The following is a 22,336-nucleotide window of genomic DNA, read 5'->3' as shown; positions in this document are numbered from 1 at the left end:
TGTCCTAGTGTTTTGAGCTCATTCGCCTCAAAATTGTGATTATTTGCCCATGACCCAAGACGTCAATAAAGACGCACCCCAACAAAACCATAAAGATGAGGCCGCTGCCCAAAACGGCGCGCCAAGCCTGGCTCATGATATTGAGCAAGAAGAATATGGCGCAGGCGATCCAGAGAAAAAGCCGAAAAAGACCACCAGCAGTGCCCAACCAACGCCCATGATGGCGCAGTTTTTGGAAATCAAGGCCGTCAATCCGGGTTGCCTGTTGTTTTACCGCATGGGCGACTTTTACGAATTGTTCTTTGAAGATGCCGAAATTGCCTCCAAAGCACTGGGCATTGCCCTCACCAAACGCGGCAAGCATCTGGATGAAGATATCCCCATGTGCGGCGTACCCGTGCATGCGGCGCAGGATTATTTAAAAAGGCTGATTGGCCAAGGCTATCGCGTTGCCGTTTGTGAGCAAATGGAAGACCCGGCAGAGGCGAAAAAGCGCGGCTCCAAATCTGTGGTGAAGCGCGACGTGGTCCGCCTGGTCACGCCCGGCACCATCACCGAAGATGATCTGCTGCCCACCAGCAGCAACAATTATGTCGCAACGCTCGCCATGCTGCGCCATGGCGAAAACACGTTCGCCATCAGCTATGCCGATATCTCCACCGGCGATATGTTTTATGCCGAGATGGAGCCCAGCGCGGTCACCGACGAATTGGCGCGCATTGAGCCACGCGAACTGGTGCTGACCGCCGCGACCCGCGACGCGCTGATCGAGGCAGGCGGGCTGCCGCCAAGTGCAGATATCCAGTTGGCCGAAGAACGCGCAGAGTTGTTTGATTCTGATCTGGCGGGCGATCGGATCGCCAAATATTTTGCGGCGGATCAGCTCGATCCCTCAGCCTATTCCCGTTTGGTACGGGCGGCCATCGGCGCGCTGATCGGCTATATCGACGAGACCCAGCGTGGCGCGCAAGTGCCACTGCGCTTGCCCCGCATCGGCGGCGCCAACACCATGATGATTGACGCGGCCACGCGCGCATCGCTTGAATTGTTGCGCACCAATCGCGGGGAAACCAAAGGTGCGTTGCGCCATTGCCTCGACAATTGCGTCACCGCTGGCGGGTCGCGCTTGCTCTCCGCCCGCATCGCCGCGCCCTTGGCCGATCCGGCATCGATAAATGACCGCTTGGATATGCTGGACGATTTTGCCCGTGATGGCCTGTTGATCACCGATTTACGCGGCAGGCTAAAGGCCGCGCCAGATTTGGTGCGGGCCTTAACACGTTTGTCATTGGATCGGGGTGGCCCGCGCGACATGGCCGCGATCGGCGCAAGTGTGATCGCCGCCGGGCATTTATTGGCCCCGCTGAGCCAAATTCACAACCCGAGCCAAGGGGTGCAAAAACTGTTGGGCGCGTTAGACGCCGCCCCGCAGGATTTGGCCGACCATTTGGCGCGGGCCCTCGCCGAAGAATTGCCGCTATTGCCGCGCGACGGCGGATTTGTGGCCAAGGGCTACAGCCAAGAATTGGATGAATATCGCAGTTTGGCGACGGAAAGCCGCCAAATCATCGCTGCATTACAGGCCGAATTCGCTGAGAAGACCGGGATCAAATCCATTAAGGTGAAGCACAATAATGTGCTGGGCTATTTTGTTGAAGTGCCCGCCGCTCATGGCGAAAAAATGATGAGTGCCCCACTCAATGAAAGTTTTATTCACCGGCAAACGCTGGCCAATGTGGTGCGCTTCACCACGGCTGAATTGTCGGAATTGCAAGGCAAGATCACCCGTGCCAGCGAGGCCGCAGTGGCCATTGAACAAGGCATTTTTGGCCAGTTGCGCGATGAAATATTGGCGCAGACAAAACCATTGCAAGATGTGGCCGACGCACTGGCGGAACTGGATTTCGCCAGCGCCATGGCGCTTTTGGGCTTAGAGCGCAACTATGTGCGCCCCAAAATTGATCAAAGCACCGCCTTTGATATCGATGCAGGGCGCCACCCGGTGGTGGAAATGATGTTGCAAAAAGAAGGCACCACCAATTTTGTCGCCAATGATTGCGACTTGTCCGGCCCTGAAGATAAGGGCGAAATGGGCTCGCTTTGGCTGATCACCGGCCCCAATATGGGCGGTAAATCAACCTATCTGAGACAAAATGCGTTGATCGCCATCATGGCGCAAATGGGCATTTATGTGCCCGCCCGTTCGGCCCATATCGGTGTGGTGGACCGGATTTTCTCCCGTGTTGGCGCCGCCGATGACATTGCCCATGGCCGCTCAACCTTTATGGTGGAAATGGTGGAAACCGCCGCTATTCTAAATCGTGCAACAGCCCGTTCACTGGTGGTGTTGGACGAAATTGGCCGCGGCACCGCCACATTTGATGGTTTATCTATCGCCTGGGCCGCTGTTGAAGCTTTGCATGAAAACACCAAGTGTCGCGCCCTGTTTGCCACTCACTATCATGAGCTGACCGCCCTTTCTGAGCGGTTGGATCGGGTGAGCAACCACACCATGAAGGTGCGGGAGTGGGAAGGCGAAGTGGTGTTTTTGCACGAAGTGGGCGCGGGCACGGCGGACCGATCTTACGGCATTCAAGTGGCCAAATTGGCTGGATTGCCGGATCACGTGGTAACCCGGGCGCAAGAAGTTTTGGATATATTGGAAAAACGCGAGGCTGGCAGCATGGAAGAAGGCATGAACCAATTGCCGCTTTTTGCCGCACGTCCGCAGCCAAAACCGGAAAAACACAAAGATTTGCTTGCACAAAAAATGAAAAGCATAAATCCTGACGAAATGACGCCCCGTCAAGCAATTGAATTGATTTACGAACTCAAAAAACTATCGAGGAACAATGCCTGAATCCAATCGTGTGCCCAAAGCATTTAAACTGCGAAAAGCAGACGATTTGATCGGACATATTCTCGGTCAGTTGGGTGACCTGTCGCCGTCGAGCAATGACGCGCGCAATATCGTGCTGGCCACCGCCAAAAAGGCCCTGGCAGATGCCCGCAGCCAAAGCGAGCAGGATTTGCTGGAAGATGGGAAGGGCAAGCGCTGCGCCAAAAACCTTTGCGCGGCCCAGGATGAAATCATCAAAATGGCGTTCAAATTCGCCTCGGGCTATGTGTTTCCAGTGGTCAACAGATCGGACGCAGAAACCCTCACCATCGCTGCCGTGGGCGGCTATGGCCGGGGCACGCTGGCGCCGGGCTCCGACATCGATTTGCTGTTTATCCTGCCCTACAAGCAAACCCCTTGGGGCGAAAGCGTCACTGAATATGTGCTCTATTTGCTGTGGGATTTGGGCCAAAAAGTTGGCCACGCCGTGCGCTCTATTGATGAATGCATCCGCATGGCCAAAGCAGATATGACCGTGCGCACCGCCACGCTGGAAAGCCGCCAAATCATTGGCGATTTGGCGCTTTATGACGAGTTGCAGCAACGCTTTGCCGATGAAATTGTTGCCAATTCCGGGCCAGAATTTATCGCGGCCAAAATGGCGGAGCGGGATGAGCGGCACGAAAAAATCGGCAATACCCGCTTTGTGGTGGAGCCAAACATCAAGGACGGCAAGGGCGGCTTGCGCGATCTGAACACCTTGTTTTGGATCGCGAAATATTTTTATCGCGTGCGCACCAGCGCCGAACTGGTCAAGAAAGGTGTGTTCTCGCGCGCCGAATTTCGCCGTTTCCAACGCTCTGAGGACTTTTTGTGGGCCATCCGCTGTCATTTGCATTTTCTCACCGGGCGATCCGAAGAAAAGCTGTCGTTTGAACTGCAACAAGATCTTGCCCAACGTTTGCATGTGAGCGGCCGCGCCGGACTGCGACCCGTGGAGCGCTTGATGAAGCGCTATTTCTCGGTGGCTAAAGATGTGGGCGATCTGACCCGTATTTTTTGCACCTCGCTCGAATTTAACCACGCCAAAGATGTGGACGTGTTGGGGCGGATGCGCAAAAGCCTTTCGGGCCGCCGCAAAATCAAGGGCGAAAAAGACTTTGTGGTGGATCGCGGCCGGATCAATATTGCCGATAAGCAGGTGTTTGAACGCGATCCCGTCAATCTAATCAAAGTGTTTTGGGTTGCCGGGCGCGAAGGCTTGTTGTTTCACCCTGATGCCTTAAAGGAACTGACCCGCTCGCGCCAAATGATTGGCAAAGAGGTGCGCCAGAGCAAAAAGGCCAATGAATATTTCCTCAAAATTCTCACCCATCCACAATCGGTAGAGCGGATTTTGCGGCGCATGAATGAAGCCGATATCTTGGGCAAGTTCATCCCCGAATTTGGCCGCATCGTCGCGCTGATGCAATTCAATATGTATCACCATTACACGGTGGATGAGCATTTGATCCGCGCCGTGGGCGTGTTGGCCGAAATTGTCGAGGGCGGGTTAAAAGACGAGCTGCCGCTCACCCATGAATTGCTGCCACATCTGGCCGACCTCAAACTCTTGTTTGTGGCCCTGTTTTTGCACGATATCGCGAAAGGACGGCCGGAAGATCACTCAACCGCTGGCGCAAAAGTGGCGCGTAAACTGTGTCCGCGTTTTGGCTTGACGCCTGCCGAAACCGACACGGTGGCTTGGCTCATTCAGAATCATTTGGTGATGAGCGAGATCTCGCAATCCCGCGATGTACAAGACCCCCAAACCGCCACCAACTTTGCCGATATTGTGCAAAGCCCAGCGCGACTTTCTTTGCTGCTGGTGCTGACCGCGTGCGACATCCGCGCCGTGGGGCCGGGTGTGTGGACCGGGTGGAAGGGGTCGCTTTTGCGGGCGCTCTATTACGCCACAGAGCCGCTCCTATCAGGCGGTCATTCGCAAATCAGCCAGGCCGAGCGCATTGAAGCGGCGAAAGAGCGCCTTAATCAGGCCTTGCGCGACTGGCCTAAAAACCAGCGCGAAGACTATATTGATAGCCATTATTCCACCTATTGGGTGCGCTCTGAGTTTGAGTTGCAAATGGAACACGCCAAAATGATCCGCAAGGCCAATCAATTGGGCCAATCATTTGCAGGCTGTGTGAGTGTGAAGGCCTTTGAGGCGATCACCGAACTGTCCATTTATACCCCCGATCATCCGCGCTTGCTGGCATTGATTGCCGGGGCTTGCACCTTAGCCAATGCAGACATTATGGGCGCGCAAATTTCGATGATGCGTGACGGCCATGCACTCGATACGCTGCGCCTGAAACGTACGTTCACCGCAGATGAAGATGAGCGTATTCGCGCTCTTAAAATCATCGAAACGGTGCAAAAATTACTGTCGGGCGAGAAATATCTGCCCAAGGATTTAGGGCGCGATTCCAAGCTCAATAAACGGCTCAAGCCTTTCTCCGTGCCGACGGATATCTACATCTCCAATTCGCTTTCAAAAAAATTCACCGTGATCGAGATTTCGGGATTGGACCGCACTGGCCTGCTGCATGATCTCACCCAGGAAATTGCGGATTTAAGCCTGACCATTCAATCGGCCCACATTGGCACCTATGGTGAAAAAGCCATCGACGTTTTCTACGTTACCGACCTGACGGGCATGAAAATCACCGACAAGTCGCGGCAGAAAAAGATCAAAGAGAGCCTTTTGGAAGTGTTTGCCGGGTTCGAACGCGAGAAAAAAGCCCAGCGCGCCAAACGCCACAAAAAGCTGCGCGCAGGCGAGTCGCTTAAGGGTCTTGCCTAATGAGCTTGGTGAAAAACTTCGCCTCGGTCGGCGGGGCGACGCTTTTGTCGCGCATACTTGGCTTTGTGCGCGACATCATGATGGCCGCAATTTTGGGCGCTGGCCCGGTGACCGACGCATTCGTCGCCGCGTTCCGTTTGCCCAACATGTTTCGGCGGATACTGGCCGAAGGCGCATTCAACACCGCGTTTATCCCGCTATTTGCCAAGGCCTTGGAAACGGAAGGCGATGAAGCGGCAAAAAACTTCGCCAAGAACATCATTTCATCATTGATTGGCCTATTGCTGGTGCTCACCTTGTTGGCCGAAATCTTTATGCCGCAATTGGTGATGGTCTTGGCGCCGGGATTTCAGGAAAATCCTGAAAAATATGACCTCACCGTTTTGTTCGCGCGGATCTGCTTCCCTTATCTCGCCTGCATGTCGATCATGGCAGCCTATGCCGGCATATTAAACTCGTTGCGGCGGTTTTTGGCTGCGGCGCTTGCCCCGGTACTGCTCAATGTGGTGATGGTGGGCTGCTTGGCAGCCCTCGCTTTCACCCGCCCGGAGATCGAACAGTCGGGTTTTTGGCTCTCCATCGCCGTGTTAGGCGGCGGCATCGCGCAAGTGGGAATGATCATCTTCGCCCTGGTGCGCACAGGTTTCTTGCCACCGCTATCCTTGCCCAAAATAGACAAGGATTTGCGCCGCTTTTGGACCTTGGCCGTACCAGCGATTTTCACCGGCGGTGTCACTCAAATCAATATTTTGGTGGGCACCAATATCGCGTCAAATGAGGCCAGCGCCGTATCCTATCTCTACTATGCGGATCGCCTCTATCAACTGCCCTTGGGCATTATTGGTATCGCCATCGGCGTGGTGTTGCTGCCTGAATTGTCACGGCGCCTCAAAGCGAATGATTTGGATGGGGCCGCGCAGGTGCAAGATCAGTCCATGCTGTTTGCCATGCTGTTGACGGTGCCAGCGGCGGTGGCGCTTTTTGTGATTGCCGAGCCGATCATCAAGACATTGTTTGAATATGGCGCATTTTCCGCCTTTGCGGCGGAACAGAGCGCCATGGCGCTGGCGGTTTTTGCGCTCGGCCTGCCCAGTTTTGTATTGGCAAAAATCTTGCAGCCCGCCTTTTTCGCCCGCGAAAATACCGCCACCCCAGCGCTGTTTGCGGTGGTCACCGTCGCGGTGAATATCGGCTTTTCATTGGCCCTGTTCCCGGCGTTCAAACATGTGGGTATTGCCGCCGCCACAACCATTGCGGGCTGGACCAATGTGGTCTTGCTCGCTGGGGGGCTGATCCGCAATAAGCAATTGAGCCTGACTCAATCCACCCGCGACAAGCTGTTATTGCTTGGCCTTGGGGCGGCGCTTATGGGCTGGGCGCTGGTGGGTGGCCAATGGCTGTTGGCGCCCTATTTTGACGCCACCAACCTTGTGCTAACTCGCTTTCTCGCGCTCTTCGCTCTGATCGGCGGTGGGGCGGTGATCTATTTTGGCTTGGTTCATGTTTTCGGCATCTATAATTTGCGCCGATGGCGGCAAATTGCCAGCAACCCAACCAAAGGCTAAACCCAAACGGGCCTTTTCCCTCGCGCGCCACTTCACCTTTTGTTTTATTTCGCTATAAGTATGCGCGTTAAATCATATCAAGTAACCAAATAGGTTGATCTATGACCGAGTTTCAAAACCGCCTTTTCTCAGGTGTCCAGCCTTCAGGTGATCTGCATTTAGGCAATTATCTGGGCGCGATCCGTCGTTTTGCTCCCATGCAAGAGCAGTTTGACTGCATCTTTTGCGTGGTCGATATGCATGCGATTACGGTCTGGCAAGAACCTGAAGTTTTGCGCCACAAAATTCGGGAAATTGCGGCAACCTATATGGCCACAGGCGTCGACCCGAAAAAATCCATTATTTTCAACCAGAGCCAAGTGTTGCAACATGCGGAACTGGCTTGGGTGTTTAATTGTGTGGCCCGGATCGGCTGGATGAACCGCATGACCCAGTTCAAAGACAAGGCGGGCAAAAACCGCGAAAACGCGTCTTTGGGTCTTTATGCCTATCCAAGCCTGATGGCGGCGGACATTTTGCTCTATCGCGGCACCCACGTGCCTGTGGGCGACGACCAAAAACAACATTTGGAACTGACTCGCGACATCGCGCAAAAATTCAACAATGATTTTAAAAAACAAATCATTGAGGAGGGCTTTGAAAGCGGTGAATTTTTCCCACTGACCGAGCCGCTTATTTCTGGTCCGGCCATGCGGATCATGTCACTGCGCGATGGATCGAAAAAGATGTCAAAATCTGACCCGTCAGAAATGGCGTGTCTGGGTTTGATGGACAGTGCAGACGAGATTGCCAAGAAACTGCGCAAGGCCAAAACGGACCCGGAACCCTTGCCTTCAGAGCTTGATGGCTTGGCGGAGCGTCCTGAAGCGCGCAATCTGGTCGAGATCTATGCGGCGTTGGCCAATATCTCCTCTGAAGATGTTCTCAAAGAGTATGGCGGTCAGGGCTTCGGCGCGTTTAAACCGGCATTGGCGGAATTGGCGGTGGAAAAACTCGCCCCGATTTCTGAAGAAACAAAACGCATGTTGGCGGACCCGGCTGAAGTGGACAATATTTTGCGAGATGGGGCCGATCGTGCCCGCGAAATCGCCGAAGAAACCATGAAGCATGTGCGTCAAATCATTGGTTTTGTGAGCTAAAATCTGTTCCGCCGAAATGCGCTTGGCAAAAGTGCATTTCGGTGGCAGCATGGCGCCATGATGGTTGAACACGCAGAACAAACGGCCCAAATGCCAGACTTTGGCGGGCGCAAATTTTTGGCTGTTTTGGACGGCACCGAGGAATGCTGGGTGGCCGTAACCTTTGCCGCTTATCGCATGAAGCGCACGGGCGGCATTGTGAAATTGCTCGTTGTGATCGAGCCTGACGATTTCCAACACTGGATTGGTGTTGAAGATGTGATGCGGGCGGAAGCCTATGAGCAAGCCAACCAATGGCTCGACGAAGCCGAGGCAAAAATCGCTCAAATCGGCAATATCGAAGTGGAGCGCGAAATTCGCGAGGGGCGCACCGCTGATGAAATTGAAGAATTGATCAGCGAAGACAAAAACATCTCCATTTTGGTTTTGGCGTCCTCAACCTCGACCGATGGCCCCGGCCCCTTGGTCAGCACGCTGGCCGCACGTGGCGCCAACGCGTTGCCGATCCCGGTTGCCATCGTCCCCGGCATTCTGACCGATAGCCAGATCGCTGAATTGGCGTAACGCAGAATTTATCAAATTTTGTTGGATTCAGCCTTGCCTTTGGCGCACAAAAGACTATTTTATAATCATTCTAAACTAAGTTCGGGTGGTTGCCGCCCGATAGATTATTGGAGAAATCGGTCATGTTCATTCAAACCGAAGCGACGCCAAATCCGCAAACCCTGAAATTCTTGCCGGGGCGAGATGTTATGCCCGGTGAGCCGAAGGATTTTCGCGACGAAGAGGCGGCTAAGATTTCTCCTCTCGCCAGCGCCCTGTTCACCATCGATGGTGTAACCGGGGTTTTCTTTGGCGCTGATTTTATTGCCGTGACCAAAGGCGATAGCGACTGGGCCCACCTTAAGCCTGCTATTCTGGGCGCGATCATGGAGCATTTCATGTCCAGCCAACCCCTGATCAATGATGGGGAATCGGCTGCGCCAAGCGGACAAACTGAAGAATTCTTTGAAGCAGACGACAAAGAAATGGTCGAAGTGATCAAAGAATTGTTGGACACACGTGTTCGCCCCGCAGTGGCCATGGATGGTGGCGACATTATCTTTAAAGGGTTCAAGCAAGGCACCGTATATTTGCACATGCAAGGCGCGTGCTCTGGCTGCCCATCGTCCACAGCGACGTTGAAAAACGGCATTGAAAATCTACTGCGTCATTTCGTACCTGGCGTTGAGGATGTCCAGCAAATCTAGGCCTTTGCTGGCCAGATGTGCACCACCGCACATTTTTTAACTTGATTTGCGGGCGGGGAATCGACAAACCATTTGCCTATGGAACATGAGCTTCGCCCCCAACACCCTGTCATTTTAGCGCTGGATACAGCGCATCAATATTGTCAGGGTGCGATTGTGTGCGCCAATGGTGAACTGCATCAAATTATCGAGCCGCGCAGTCGTGGTCATGCTGAACGTATCATCAGCATGGTGGACGAGCTTTTGGCGCTGGCCGACCTCTCGATCAAACAGATTGAACGTTTTGTGGTGACCACAGGCCCCGGCTCCTTTACCGGTCTGCGCGTCGGGCTGGCCGCTGCACGCGGGTTCGGTGTTGCGCTGAACACACCCGTTTTTGGTGTGTCCACCCTTGAAGCCATGTCCTTGTCCGCCCCGCCACAAACGCCCCATAAGGTGGTGTTTGATGCCCGCCGCGACCAGCACTATTTGCAAAATTTCTCCGCCCCCGGTGTGGCCAATGGCGCACCAAAATTGGTGGAAAATGCAGACCTTGGCGATCATATCGGCCCCACCGATTTGGTGCTGGGCACCGGGGCCACATTCGCGCAGGCGCATTGCGATGCCAAAGGCGATGAAGCGGCACCAGAGTGGCTCGATATTGCCCGTTTGGCCCGCTATGGGGCCTTGTTGGATGATCAGGGCGCCTATGCGCCGGAACCCCTTTATGTCCGGTCGGCGGATGCCAAGCCACAAACAGGAAAATCGATAGCGCGGGAGGCGACGGGATCATGAAAGTTTGGTCAGCGCCCATCGGGCTGCATATTGAAATGGCAGAAAGCCAGGATGCAGAGCAGTTGGCCAAACTGCACGCAGAAGGCTTTTTCCGCGGCTGGTCGGTGCAGGACTTTGTCGCCTATATTGGCAATAAAGACACCCCGATCTACATCGCGTGTGACAAAAACCGCAAGATTGCAGGCTTTTCAATGTTGCGGCTGCAGCAAGATGAATGCGAATTATTGACCATCGTTGTGGGCAAGCGGTTTCGGGGCAAAAAACTGGCCAACGCCTTAATGAAGGCCATGTGGCAGGATCTTTATTATTCCCCGGTCACCAAGATGTTTTTGGAGGTGGATGAAGACAACCAGGCCGCCAATAAACTCTATGCCAGCTATGGGTTTCAACAAGTTGGCACCCGCCAAGGTTACTACCCACGGCCCGATGGTCATACGGCCACTGCACTTGTCATGCGCGCCGATCTCGGCTACGCCGAATAACACTGTTTGCAAATTCTAAGAGGTTTCAATGAGCGATAACGGCCACGATAGCGTCAGTCATCTTGAAACCATGTGTGAAAAATCTGGCATGCGCATGACCGAACAACGCCGCGTGATCGCGCGGGTGCTCGAAGGCGCCACCGACCACCCCGACGTGGAAGAGCTCTATCGCCGCGCCTCCAGAATAGATGAGCGGATTTCGCTCTCAACCGTATATCGCACCGTCAATCTATTTGAAGAAGCGGGATTGGTGGCCAAACATGATTTTAAAGATGGCCGCGCCCGGTTCGAACCGATTCCCGATGAACATCATGACCATCTGATCGATGTGCGTTCAGGTCGGGTGATTGAATTTCGCAATGAAGAAATTGAAGCCATTCAAGAAGTGATTGCCCGCAAACTGGGCTACAAGCTGGTCGATCATCGCTTGGAGCTTTATGGCGTGCCCCTCAATGACCCGGCTGAAAAAGAGCCAACTCAGGAAGACTGAACAATTCTATGATCATGCGCACGCTAATATTCGCCCTGGTGGTGGTGCCCATCCTGCTGGTGCTGGGCATTGTTCAAAAGATCATCCTGTGGGTGAAACTTCCATTTTGGCACGCGGTGCCGATGCTAGCGCACAAGGTGGTGTGCACCTATCTGGGCATCAAGGTCACCCAAATTGGCGCCCCCGCGGCAAGCAAACCAACGCTTTTGCTCTCCAACCATATTTCATGGATGGATATTCCCGCCATCGGCAGCATTGTGCCGATTAGCTTTGTGGCAAAGGCTGAAGTGGGGCGATGGCCCATCGTCAGCACATTGGCAAAATTGCAAAAAACCATCTTTGTAGACCGCACCCGTAAAACCGATACGGGCCGCGTGGTCACTGAAATGAGCGACCGCATGAATGAAGGGCGCGGCGTTGTGCTCTTTGCTGAAGGCACATCCGACATTGGCAGCCATGTGCTGCCGTTCCGCTCGGCACTTGTCGGGGCAACCCAAGCCGCTATGAAAGCCGGTGATGCTACGGAAATCTACATTCAGCCCATGTGCATTGCCTATACCAAGTTGAATGGGCTGCCCATTTCCCGCGCTGAACGCACAAAGATCGCATGGGTTGGGGATATGGGGCTAACCGACAATATGAGCGACATTTTGCTTTCCGGCACAAAATCGGTTTCGATCATGTTTGGCGAACCCATGCTCATTGATGGCACGATGGACCGCAAAAAAATTACCCAGCAAGCCCACGCGCAGGTGTGCGAAATGCTGGTGGCGCTGAACCGGGGTTTGCCGTTGCCCAAGGCCCATAAGGGCTAATTTTACAACAGTTGAAAATTGGTCACACGGACGGTGGTTTGCAGCCGGGCAAATATGGTGTAACAACTCGCTCCTGAACTTCCCGAATGTGGTGAATTATTGTGTCTGCGATGAAAAAGCTCTTTATCAAAACCTATGGCTGCCAGATGAATGTGTATGACAGCGATCGCATGAGCGACGCGCTGGCCGCATCTGGCTATGAAGCCACCACCGAGATCAACGATGCTGATCTTGTGGTGCTCAACACCTGTCATATCCGCGAAAAGGCGGCTGAAAAGGTCTATTCAGAGCTGGGCCGCCTGCGCATTTTGCGCAAATCACAAGAAGCCAAGGGCAAGAAAATGATGATCGGCATCGCCGGTTGCGTGGCACAAGCCGAAGGCGAAGAAATTATGCGCCGCGCGCCGGTTGTCGATTTGGTGTTTGGCCCGCAATCCTATCACAAGCTGCCTGAATTGGTGGGCCGCGCCGCCAATGAAAAAGTGGTGGAAACCGATTTCCCCGCCGAAGACAAGTTTGAGCATTTGCCCAAAGCCAAAAGGGAAACCACCATTGCGCGTGGCCTGACCTCATTTCTGACGGTGCAGGAAGGCTGCGACAAATTCTGTTCTTTCTGCGTGGTGCCTTATACCCGTGGCGCTGAAGTTTCGCGCCCCATCGCGCAAGTGGTCGCCGAGGCGCAAAACCTCGTGGATGGCGGGGTGAAGGAAATTACCCTGTTGGGCCAGAATGTGAACGCTTATCACGGGCTCGACGAAATGGGGAACAGCAAGGGGCTGGCTGACCTGATCTATCGCTTGGCCGATATTAAGGGGCTGGATCGACTGCGCTACACCACGTCGCATCCGCGCGACATGGATGACGCTTTGATCGAGGCGCACCGTGACCTTGATATGCTGATGCCTTATCTGCATTTGCCGGTTCAGGCCGGGTCTGACAAAATTTTGAAGAGCATGAACCGTCAGCACACGGCGAAAGAATATATGGATTTGATCGATCGCATTCGCACAGCGCGGCCCGACTTGGCGCTATCAGGCGACTTCATTGTCGGCTTCCCCGGCGAGACGGAAGAAGATTTTGAAGCCACCATGCAATTGGTGAAAGACGTGCATTACGCCGCGGCCTATTCGTTCAAATATTCTACCCGCCCCGGCACCCCGGGCGCCGAGATGGACGAGCAAGTGCCCGAAGACGTGAAATATGAGCGGTTGCAGCGCTTGCAAGAATTGCTCAACGCCCAGCAAAAAGAGTTCAACCAATCCTGTGTTGGCCAGACATTCCCTGTGCTTTTTGAGAAAAAAGGCCGCGATGAGGGGCAGATCGTGGGGCGCTCGCCCTATCTGCAACCGGTACAAGTTGATGCAGATTTGTCTCTAATTGGCACAATTCAGCAAGTTTCTATGCATGATACGGGCAAATTTTCACTCTTTGGTAAGATTGTCACATAATAATCCCAATAATACGTATAGTTAGGATAGGGCTTAAACTTGATTCGACAGGAGCGCTGATTGACAAAAACTTGGTCGCCTGAGGGCCAGCAAAACACCACCAATGACGTGGAACTTGCTTTTGAAGATAACCGGCTGGTATCCCAGCTTTATGGTGAATTTGACCAAAATCTTGCGCTGATCGAACAAAAACTGGGCATCCAAACCATTTCGCGCGGCAATCATGTGTTTTTGTCCGGCAGCAATGTGGCCGTAGATCAAGCCCGTCGCACCCTGGAAACGCTTTATGAAATGCTGGAGAAGGGTCAGGCCGTCACCCCTGGTGAGGTGGACGGGGTCATCCGCATGATTTTGACTGAAGATAGCCAATTGACGCTGCCCACATTTGAAAAACGGGGCCGCGTGCGCATGGCGCAAATCGCCACCCGAAAATCGACCATTGTTGCCCGCTCGCCGGCGCAGGATGGCTATATCCGCGCCATGGATCGGCAGGAATTGGTGTTTGGCGTCGGGCCTGCGGGCACCGGCAAGACTTATTTGGCCGTGGCCTATGCAGCCACCTTGCTGGAGCGTGGGGAGATCAACCGCATTATCCTGTCGCGCCCTGCTGTGGAAGCGGGCGAGCATTTGGGCTTTTTGCCCGGTGATTTGAAGGAAAAGGTCGATCCCTATCTGCGCCCGCTCTATGACGCTCTATACGATATGATGCAGCCTGAAATCGTGGAACGTTGTTTGGAAAGCCAAACCATTGAGGTGGCACCTTTGGCCTTTATGCGGGGCCGCACCTTGTCGAACGCCGTTGTGATTTTGGACGAAGCCCAAAACACCACCACCCAGCAAATGAAGATGTTTTTGACCCGTTTGGGCGAAAATTCAAAAATGATCATCACGGGCGACCCGAGCCAGATCGACCTGCCTCGTGGCGTGCGGTCCGGCCTGGTTGAGGCGTTGGATTTGCTCAATGGCGTCAAAGGCATTCAAATCACCCGCTTTAGCGATAAAGACGTGGTGCGCCATGAGCTGGTGGCACGGATCATCCGCGCTTATGATGGCAAATCACAAGACGACGAGGCGTAGCGCCAGATGGCGAACCATAATATCGAGATCGATATTTTGCGGAATGACGAGCGGTGGCCCGAACATTTCGCAGACGATGTCGACGCAATTGTGGCCACGGTTTTGAACACATTGGCGCTTGAAGCAGAAGGGCCCGCGGAGCTTTCCCTGCTGCTGACAAATGACGAAGAGCAGCAAAAGCTGAACACCGACTGGCGCGCAAAAGAGCAAAGCACCAATGTGCTGTCTTTTCCGCAAATTGAGCCAGATGAGGCCATTGAAGGCATGTTGGGCGACATCTCTTTTGCCTTTGAAACTGTGCAAAAAGAGGCCGAGGCGGAACATAAGCAATTCCACCATCATTTCGCCCATTTGCTTGTGCATGGCTTCTTGCATATTCTAGGCTACGATCATTTGACGGATCGTGAGGCAGAGGAAATGGAAGCAGCGGAGCGTAAAATCCTGGCGCGACTTGACATTGCCGACCCCTATGCCGACATAGTTGAACAATAATTGGCCGTAAATTGTATGGGCCACAAGGACGGAGATAAAACGGCTTTTTAAAGCCGATCGACATGAACGACAAAGATCAATCTATCGCCGCGGCGGATCGGCCGCATCGCCAAAATGGCGACCATACTTCTCACACCGAAGAAGTCCCCCGTTCATTCTGGGCGCGTTTGCGCGCCAAGCTCACTGGCAAAGCCCCGTCGTTGCGCGAAGATTTGCAAGTCGCGCTGGATGATAATAACCACACCGAAGGCGATGGCGCCTTTTCCGCCGGTGAAAAAGCGCTGATTCAGAATGTCTTGAATTTGGCGCACACGCGCGTGGAAGATGTGATGGTGCCGCGCGCCGATATTGAAGCGTGTGAAGACAATGCGTCTATGTCCTATTTGATCGCGCGTTTCCGCGAAGCGGGTCACTCGCGCCTGCCCATCTATGGCGACAATCTCGATAACATTATCGGCATGATCCATATTAAGGATTTGCTTTTGTCTCTTGCCGAGCCGCAAAATGAAGCTGAAAAGCCGGATCAACCGGAAAAGCTGAAAAGCCCACTTTTGCGCACGCAGATTTCCAAACAACGCAAAATGGTGCGCGACGTGCTGTTTGTGCCCCCCTCTATGCCTGTGGCGACTTTGCTGCAACGCATGCAGACCACCCGCGTGCACATGGCCATCGTTGTGGATGAATATGGCGGCACGGATGGTTTGGTGACCATCGAAGATTTGCTCGAAGCGGTTGTGGGCGACATTGAAGATGAACATGATGAAGCCGAAGTCAGCCATGTTCGGCGCGTAGATGAAAATACGGTGATTGCCGACGCGCGGGTGGAGCTGGAAGATTTGGCTGAAGAATTGGGCCCAAATTTCCAACCCGGCGAAGCGGCTAACGAAGTGGACACACTTGGCGGATTGATCATCAATCTGGTGGATCGCGTGCCGGTGCGCGGCGAAGTGATTGCCAAAGTGCGTGGTTTTGAATTCGAAATCTTGCAGGCCGACCCCCGGCGTGTGAAGAAAATCAAGATCACTCGTCGTCGTCGCGGCCTTAGAGGGCGTGGTCGGAGCACCACCATGGGCGAATATGCAACGACCACCCAGCATATTGACGCAACGCGCGCGCGGCGGTCCAAAACCCCCGAAGCCAGCAACGATCCGGAAAAAGAAAAGGCCTCTGCCGCAGGTTAGGCCATTTTCGCCATTGAAGTTGGCGCCAAATCAGGATTCACTTGCCCGCAAATTAAAGCAAGACTGGCCATGCAAATGGCCCATTTGGCTGTGGCCATAGGGAAGGGAATGCGTCGTGAGACTAAGCGCGATTGCCGATTGGTGTATGTTGTCCCACGGGCCAAAGCGCTACGCGGCCCTGTTTAGTGCGGGGGCGTTGGCGGCATTGGCGCTGCCCCCGTTCAATATTCTACCGCTATTCTTTTTCGGCATCGCGGCGTTGGTGTGGTTTCTCGATGGGGTTGAGTTTCAATCTGGTTGGCGCAGGCTCTTCGGCCCGGCATTTTGGACTGGATGGACGTTTGGCTTTGGCTATTTCGCCGTGGGGTTGCATTGGCTTGGTGCAGCCTTCTTTATCGATGGCGATCTGTTTTTGTGGGCGCTCCCATTGGGGGTTTTGGGACTGCCCGCGTTTCTTGCCCTATTTTGGGGTTTGGCCACCGCTGCCGCGCATTTGCTCTGGTCTGACTACGCCCAGCGCATCTTCGCCCTAGCGGCCTTTATCGCCCTGTTTGAGTTTTTGCGCGGGATCGTCTTGACCGGGTTGCCCTTCAATGTGCCCGGCTATGTGCTGACCGCACATCCCTATTTGATGCAATCAGCGGCTTTTTTCGGGGTGCATGGGCTAAGCTTTTTCGCGCTGTTGATTGGGGCCAGCTTTGCCCTGTGGTTTTCGCCCTTGGCGCAGGATCGGGCAAAATATTTGCCCGTGTTGAGCCTCGTGGCACTGACCGTAATGGCTGGGCTGGGCGCGTGGCGCTATCATCAGCCGACATTTGAAATGCGGCCAGAAATGCGGTTGCGATTGGTGCAACCCAATATTCCGCAAAATCAAAAATGGGACCCGCAATATAGAGACGCGATATTCAATTCCTTATTAGGCTTGTCCCAAACCCGAATTGACGCCAACGACCCTGGCCTGATCGGCACCACCCATCTAATTTGGCCCGAAAGTGCATTTCCTTTTTACGTGGCTGAAGAGCCCGAAGCCTTGGCCCGCATTGCCCGCATGTTGCCAAAGGACACATTGTTGATCACCGGCGCGGCGCGGCGCAATTATGATTTTGGCGGATTTTCCGAGGCGGGCGGCGATGTCTTTAATGCCATATTGGCGATTAATGATGAGGGTGAAATCATCGCCTCCTACGACAAACAGCGTCTGGTGCCTTTCGGCGAATATTTGCCGCTCAAGCCGCTATTAACCCAATTGGGCTTGCGCAAGTTTGTGGCGGCTGCAGATAGTTTTGTGAAGGGCAAGGAAACAGGGTTGGCCTTTGCGCCGCAAAACACCCCGTCGCTTTTGCCACTGATTTGCTATGAAGTTATTTTTTCTGGCGCCCTTGGCGAAAAAACAGCCAACGCAGAATGGATTTTGAACCTGACCAATGATGCGTGGTTCCAAGGCACGATTGGTCCCGCTCAACATGCACACCATGCGCGCGTGCGGGCGGTTGAGCAAGGTTTGCCGCTGGTGCGGGTCGCCAACACGGGCTACACGCTGGTGACAGACTCCATCGGTCGTATCAACGCACAATTGCCGCCGAATACGCCCGATCAACTTATCGTACAAATACCATACCCCCTTGAGTATACATTGTTTTCACAATACAATTACCTCGTTTTTTATATTATTCTTGGCGCATCTATATTTGCCGTTTTATTGCGAAATCGCTGGCGCCACACATGGGAGACTTAGTTGGGACAAACACCACCCCCCCGGCAACCACATGCGATCGACGCACAAGTTGGCGCTTTTTTGCGGCAACGGCGGAAAGAACTCAGCATGTCGATGAAAAAACTCGCAGACGCAGCGGGTGTGACATATCAACAGATTCAAAAATATGAAACGGGCACCAACCGTGTGCCCGCTTCTCGACTGGCCGTTCTGGCCAGAATTTTGGGTGTCGACCCGGGCCGCTTTTATCAGGAAAGTGAAGCCAACGGCTTTGCTGAGGACGGGCAGGATAGCTTTATTGGCAGCCCGGCAGATGAGCGCATCCGTTTGCTCAAAGCCTATGACCTGATCAATAGCGATCACGCCCGTGACACGTTGGTGCAATTGGCCGAGCAAATGGCCAAAAATGGAGATGGCAATATTTCGCCGATGGCCAAAAGTCGACGACGCTGACGATATAACGTTTTCTTTATATCCTTGTTGCATAACAGAAGACCAACCTTTAAGAAGGTGACCCAAAGTGAGTGCTTAGGGTTTGGCAACTGTTTTGCCTTAAAGGTAAGACACTGAGTTATTAGACGAAAGGTTGTGCGCGTGGCGTCTTCTTCATATCTATTTACCTCCGAATCAGTTTCTGAAGGCCATCCAGACAAGATTTGCGACCGTATTTCGGACGCGATTTTGGATGGATTTTTGCGAGAAGATCCCTATTCGCGTGTCGCTGTGGAAACATTGGCCACGACCAACCGAGTGGTGCTGGCTGGGGAAACACGCGGACCGAAAACGATGGATGCGGATCGCATGGAGGCAATTGCCCGCGAATGCATCAAAAATATCGGTTACGAACAAGAGGGCTTCCATTGGCAAAACGCACAAGTGGATTGCTATGTGCATGAGCAATCGCCCGAAATTGCCCAAGGCGTTGACGCTGCTGGCAATAAGGACGAGGGCGCTGGTGACCAGGGCATCATGTTTGGGTTTGCCACCAATGAAACCGAAGAACTGATGCCGGCGCCTATCCTATTTGCCCATAAGATTTTGCGGTCTTTGGCCGATGCGCGCCACAATGGCGATGTCCCGCAATTGCGGCCCGATGCCAAAAGCCAAGTCACCTTGCGCTATGAAAATGGCGTGCCCATGGGCACGACCTCAATCGTTTTGTCCACCCAGCATGAGCGCGGCTTGACCCAAGATGATGTGCGCAAGATCGTGCGGCCCTATGTGATGGACGCGTTGCCCCAAGGCTGGATGTGCCCTGAGGACGAGTTTTATGTGAACCCCACAGGCGAATTTGTGATTGGTGGCCCCGATGGCGATGCGGGCCTGACAGGACGCAAAATCATTGTGGATACGTATGGCGGCGCCGCGCCGCATGGTGGTGGTGCATTTTCTGGCAAAGACCCCACCAAGGTCGACCGTTCGGCCGCTTATGCCGCGCGCTATTTGGCGAAAAACGTGGTCGCCGCTGGCTTGGCCGACAAATGCGTGATCCAATTGTCCTATGCCATTGGCGTTTCGAAGCCATTGTCAATTTTTGTTGACCTTTTTGGTACGGGCAAAGTTGAAGAAGATAAGCTGGCAGTGGTGCTCAATAAGGTGATGAACCTGTCGCCGCGCGGCATTCGCGAAGCGTTGGAGCTGAACAAGCCGATCTTTGAACGCACCGCGTCTTACGGTCATTTTGGCCGCCAACCCGATGCGGATGGTGGTTTTTCATGGGAGCGCACCGATTTGGCCGAAAAAATTCTGGCCGAACTCACTTAAAGGCGCTACATCGCCGGGCATGACTGAAAAAACCAAAAACGAGTTTGGCTTGGAAGCGGAACGTCGCGCCTTTTTTGGCCGCCGTTCTAGCCATAAGCTCTATTCCACCCAGCAAAAGCTGGTGGAGGAGCTATTGCCGCATATTGAGATCGACGTTGAAAAAGGTCAGCCAGACCTCAATAGGCTTTTTGGTGACCGCGCTCAGGCGCCGCTGTTTTTGGAAATTGGCTATGGCGGCGGTGAGCATTTGGCCCGCCACGCGCAGACTCATCCGGAAAACAACTATATTGGCTGCGAACCCTTTATGGGCGGTGTCGGCAAAATGCTCTCTTACATTGATCGTCAAGCCTTGGAAAATGTGCGGCTTTACCGCGAAGATGCGCTGCATCTTTTGCGGGCGCTGCCGGACAATGCGGTGTCGGGTGCCTATCTGCTTTACCCAGACCCATGGCCGAAAAAGAAGCATCATAAACGCCGCTTTATTAATCCGGTGACATTGGGACAGTTGGCGCGCATTCTAAAGCCAGGCGCGGAGTTCCGTGTGGCCACCGATATTGAGGATTACGCCACTTGGGTGTTGGCCCATATAGTGCGCATTGACGATTTTCATTGGCACCCGAAAGCCGCCAGTGAATGGCGCACGCCGTGGGCCGATTGGGAACCCACTCGCTATGAGCAAAAGGCGAAGCGCGAAGGTCGCGCCTCATTCTATTTCAGTTTCTACCGCAAATAGACCTCAAAAGAATTCAATCTTTGTCAGCTCGGCTTTAAAAAACGGAAAATAGTCGGGGGTGCCGAAATGGTTGCCCACGATCACCTTTTGCGCAATCTGCATCCCATCAATATCGACAAAACGCTCTGGCGTGCCGCCAAAAGGCTGATATTGAAATTGGCCTGCCGGATTGGCATTGCTCCATCGCTCAATCTTGTAAGCAGTTGGGGCGCCGCGCTCATCAATGCTGATCTCAATGCCATGGCGGCCCGTTGATGTGGTTACCCAAGCACGAGCCTTATTGGTGTCGATCTCTTCCCATTCCACGCCATATTGCGGCAACAAGGCAGCAGGCGACCACGCCGCCAACTCAATCAAATAACGCCCTTCTGCCGCCCGAAAATGATCTTTAGTGCCACCTTCGCGCGCAACAGGCACCAAACCATAAAGCCAGAAACGCGTCCAAGATTGGTCGCCCCACATGACATCGCTGCCCCCAATCACCATGGGAAAGCCCTTCGAGCGCAACGCCCATGTAAAACCCTTCTCCGGAACGATGATTTGACGCGCCGTGAATGCAAAATAGTTGGGCGTGTCATTGTCCCCCAAGCCAAGCTCACCCTGCATTTGAAGGCGTACCCTTGTTTGTAACTTGGTCCCGGGTTGGATCGAAAAGGCGAAATATCGCTGCGCAGCCTTGGGCAGATCGGCCACCATTTGCGGATCATACTGTTCGACAGTTGGTGTGGCCATGACTTGTGCACTTGAATTAATGCGTTGCAATTGCCACTTGTCAGCCACGTTGAGGGCGTAAAGCGTGCCGGCAGCCAAGACCAGCACCAAGGGCGGCAAAAACCAAATATAGATGAGCTTAAACGACATATGTATTTCCTCGTTGATCGATCCTAACGCGCGTGTCGGTCCAGGCCTTGATCCGCATCAAGTGTGTTTGCCGCGGTGCAATTTTGTCGAGGCATACCCCACAAACGCGCAAATGGGTTGCGAACGGGCGAGATTCGGACTATAAAGACCTCAAAATCACAGTTGAAAATGTGAGAGTGGGTCCAGCCGGTCCCGCTCTTTTTTAATATTAGGGTCCCATGAAACAGCTTTTGGACTTAAATGAAACAGCCTATGGCCGCACCGGTCCCGTCGAAGAGCGGGTTTGGGCAATCCTTGCGCCTGTGGCTGAAGATATGGGCTATCGTTTGGTGCGCGTGCGCGTCACCGGCGACAATGGCTGCACCCTGCAGATCATGGCGGAAAACGCACAAGGTGATTTCACCATCCAGGATTGCGAAAAATTCTCTCGCGAGATTTCGCCTATTCTGGATGCGGAAGAACCCATTGAGCGGGCCTACCACTTGGAAGTGTCTTCCCCCGGCGTTGATCGCCCATTGGTGCGCCTTTCAGATTTTGAACTTTGGGCCGGCCACGAAGCCAAGGTTGAATTGGCCCAATTGCAAAATGGCCGCAAAAAGTTTCGCGGCATCTTGCAAGGCACCGAAGAGAACAAAATTTTGATCCATATTCCGGATATGCCCAAGGGTGAAGAACCTGTTTGGGCCCTGAATATTGAAGATTTGGCGGAAGCCAAATTGATCATGACCGACAAATTGCTTGATGAAGCACGTGCCCGTCAGGAAGCGGCAAGCCCGCTGGATAGTCCTGATGTGGAAACGGAAATTGATGAAGCTGACCACGATAAGGATGGGACAGATGAAGCTTAATTTGATGCCTCTTAAGGAG

At 53.7% G+C, this 22,336-nt stretch carries 20 protein-coding genes; 19 read left to right on the top strand and 1 reads right to left on the bottom strand.

Annotation, left to right across the window (positions count from 1 at the left end; genetic code table 11):
• Window positions 1-49 precede the first annotated feature (49 nt).
• The 18 genes from mutS to trmB all read left to right on the top strand — a co-directional run bounded on the left by mutS (window position 50) and on the right by trmB (window position 20,608).
• The gene (mutS, locus tag G549_RS20615) at window positions 50-2,860 is read left to right on the top strand and encodes a DNA mismatch repair protein MutS (protein ID WP_246778387.1); all 2,811 of its coding nucleotides are present in this window, start codon (window positions 50-52) and stop codon (window positions 2,858-2,860) included.
• Window positions 2,853-5,684, top strand: coding sequence for a [protein-PII] uridylyltransferase (locus G549_RS20610; RefSeq protein WP_051213936.1), 2,832 nt, complete (start codon window positions 2,853-2,855; stop codon window positions 5,682-5,684). The genes mutS and G549_RS20610 overlap by 8 nt, the downstream gene beginning before the upstream one ends.
• Window positions 5,684-7,249 (top strand): murein biosynthesis integral membrane protein MurJ, encoded by a 1,566-nt coding sequence (gene murJ, locus G549_RS0115320; RefSeq protein WP_027835760.1) that lies wholly within the window; start codon window positions 5,684-5,686, stop codon window positions 7,247-7,249. Before G549_RS20610 ends, murJ begins: the two co-directional genes overlap by 1 nt.
• Window positions 7,250-7,350: 101 nt before the next feature.
• Window positions 7,351-8,388 (top strand): tryptophan--tRNA ligase, encoded by a 1,038-nt coding sequence (gene trpS / locus G549_RS0115315; RefSeq protein ID WP_027835759.1) that lies wholly within the window; start codon window positions 7,351-7,353, stop codon window positions 8,386-8,388.
• A gap of 57 nt (window positions 8,389-8,445) precedes the next feature.
• Complete coding sequence (locus G549_RS0115310) at window positions 8,446-8,952, top strand: universal stress protein (protein WP_245985779.1); 507 nt, start codon at window positions 8,446-8,448, stop codon at window positions 8,950-8,952.
• 122 nt (window positions 8,953-9,074) lie between these two features.
• Complete coding sequence (locus G549_RS0115305) at window positions 9,075-9,638, top strand: NifU family protein (RefSeq protein ID WP_027835757.1); 564 nt, start codon at window positions 9,075-9,077, stop codon at window positions 9,636-9,638.
• Window positions 9,639-9,716: 78 nt separating this feature from the next.
• Complete coding sequence (tsaB, locus tag G549_RS0115300; RefSeq protein WP_027835756.1) at window positions 9,717-10,412, top strand: tRNA (adenosine(37)-N6)-threonylcarbamoyltransferase complex dimerization subunit type 1 TsaB; 696 nt, start codon at window positions 9,717-9,719, stop codon at window positions 10,410-10,412.
• Complete coding sequence (gene rimI, locus G549_RS20605) at window positions 10,409-10,894, top strand: ribosomal protein S18-alanine N-acetyltransferase (protein ID WP_051213934.1); 486 nt, start codon at window positions 10,409-10,411, stop codon at window positions 10,892-10,894. The genes tsaB and rimI overlap by 4 nt, the downstream gene beginning before the upstream one ends.
• Window positions 10,895-10,922: 28 nt before the next feature.
• Window positions 10,923-11,384 carry a Fur family transcriptional regulator gene (locus G549_RS0115290; RefSeq protein ID WP_027835755.1) on the top strand — a complete coding sequence of 154 codons (462 nt, stop codon included), beginning with the start codon at window positions 10,923-10,925 and terminating at the stop codon, window positions 11,382-11,384.
• A 14-nt stretch (window positions 11,385-11,398) separates the two neighbouring features.
• On the top strand, window positions 11,399-12,199 hold the full coding sequence (locus tag G549_RS0115285) for a lysophospholipid acyltransferase family protein (RefSeq protein ID WP_027835754.1): 801 nt from the start codon (window positions 11,399-11,401) through the stop codon (window positions 12,197-12,199).
• 110 nt (window positions 12,200-12,309) lie between these two features.
• Window positions 12,310-13,647 (top strand): tRNA (N6-isopentenyl adenosine(37)-C2)-methylthiotransferase MiaB, encoded by a 1,338-nt coding sequence (gene miaB / locus G549_RS0115280; RefSeq protein WP_036223041.1) that lies wholly within the window; start codon window positions 12,310-12,312, stop codon window positions 13,645-13,647.
• A gap of 60 nt (window positions 13,648-13,707) precedes the next feature.
• Complete coding sequence (locus G549_RS0115275; RefSeq protein ID WP_027835752.1) at window positions 13,708-14,724, top strand: PhoH family protein; 1,017 nt, start codon at window positions 13,708-13,710, stop codon at window positions 14,722-14,724.
• A 6-nt stretch (window positions 14,725-14,730) separates the two neighbouring features.
• Complete coding sequence (gene ybeY, locus G549_RS0115270) at window positions 14,731-15,216, top strand: rRNA maturation RNase YbeY (RefSeq protein WP_027835751.1); 486 nt, start codon at window positions 14,731-14,733, stop codon at window positions 15,214-15,216.
• 62 nt (window positions 15,217-15,278) lie between these two features.
• Window positions 15,279-16,397 carry a hemolysin family protein gene (locus G549_RS20600; RefSeq protein ID WP_051213930.1) on the top strand — a complete coding sequence of 373 codons (1,119 nt, stop codon included), beginning with the start codon at window positions 15,279-15,281 and terminating at the stop codon, window positions 16,395-16,397.
• Between the two features lie 115 nt (window positions 16,398-16,512).
• Window positions 16,513-18,132 (top strand): apolipoprotein N-acyltransferase, encoded by a 1,620-nt coding sequence (gene lnt / locus G549_RS0115255; RefSeq protein WP_027835750.1) that lies wholly within the window; start codon window positions 16,513-16,515, stop codon window positions 18,130-18,132.
• On the top strand, window positions 18,133-18,564 hold the full coding sequence (locus tag G549_RS21535; RefSeq protein WP_051213926.1) for a helix-turn-helix domain-containing protein: 432 nt from the start codon (window positions 18,133-18,135) through the stop codon (window positions 18,562-18,564).
• A gap of 141 nt (window positions 18,565-18,705) precedes the next feature.
• The gene (metK, locus tag G549_RS0115245) at window positions 18,706-19,875 is read left to right on the top strand and encodes a methionine adenosyltransferase (RefSeq protein WP_027835749.1); all 1,170 of its coding nucleotides are present in this window, start codon (window positions 18,706-18,708) and stop codon (window positions 19,873-19,875) included.
• 19 nt (window positions 19,876-19,894) lie between these two features.
• Window positions 19,895-20,608 (top strand): tRNA (guanosine(46)-N7)-methyltransferase TrmB, encoded by a 714-nt coding sequence (trmB, locus tag G549_RS0115240; RefSeq protein ID WP_027835748.1) that lies wholly within the window; start codon window positions 19,895-19,897, stop codon window positions 20,606-20,608.
• A 3-nt stretch (window positions 20,609-20,611) separates the two neighbouring features.
• On the opposite strand, the gene G549_RS20590 is transcribed toward trmB, so the two are convergent.
• On the bottom strand, window positions 20,612-21,469 hold the full coding sequence (locus tag G549_RS20590; RefSeq protein WP_036223037.1) for a DUF6544 family protein: 858 nt from the start codon (window positions 21,467-21,469) through the stop codon (window positions 20,612-20,614).
• A gap of 218 nt (window positions 21,470-21,687) precedes the next feature.
• Between G549_RS20590 and rimP the strand changes: the two genes are divergently transcribed.
• Window positions 21,688-22,317: a ribosome maturation factor RimP gene (gene rimP, locus G549_RS20585; RefSeq protein WP_051213924.1), complete on the top strand. Its 630-nt coding sequence runs from the start codon at window positions 21,688-21,690 to the stop codon at window positions 22,315-22,317.
• Window positions 22,318-22,336 lie beyond the last annotated feature (19 nt).

Source organism: Maritalea myrionectae DSM 19524, assembly GCF_000423365.1.
GTDB lineage: Bacteria > Pseudomonadota > Alphaproteobacteria > Rhizobiales > Devosiaceae > Maritalea > Maritalea myrionectae.
This window is presented reverse-complemented; position numbering and strand designations above follow the sequence as displayed.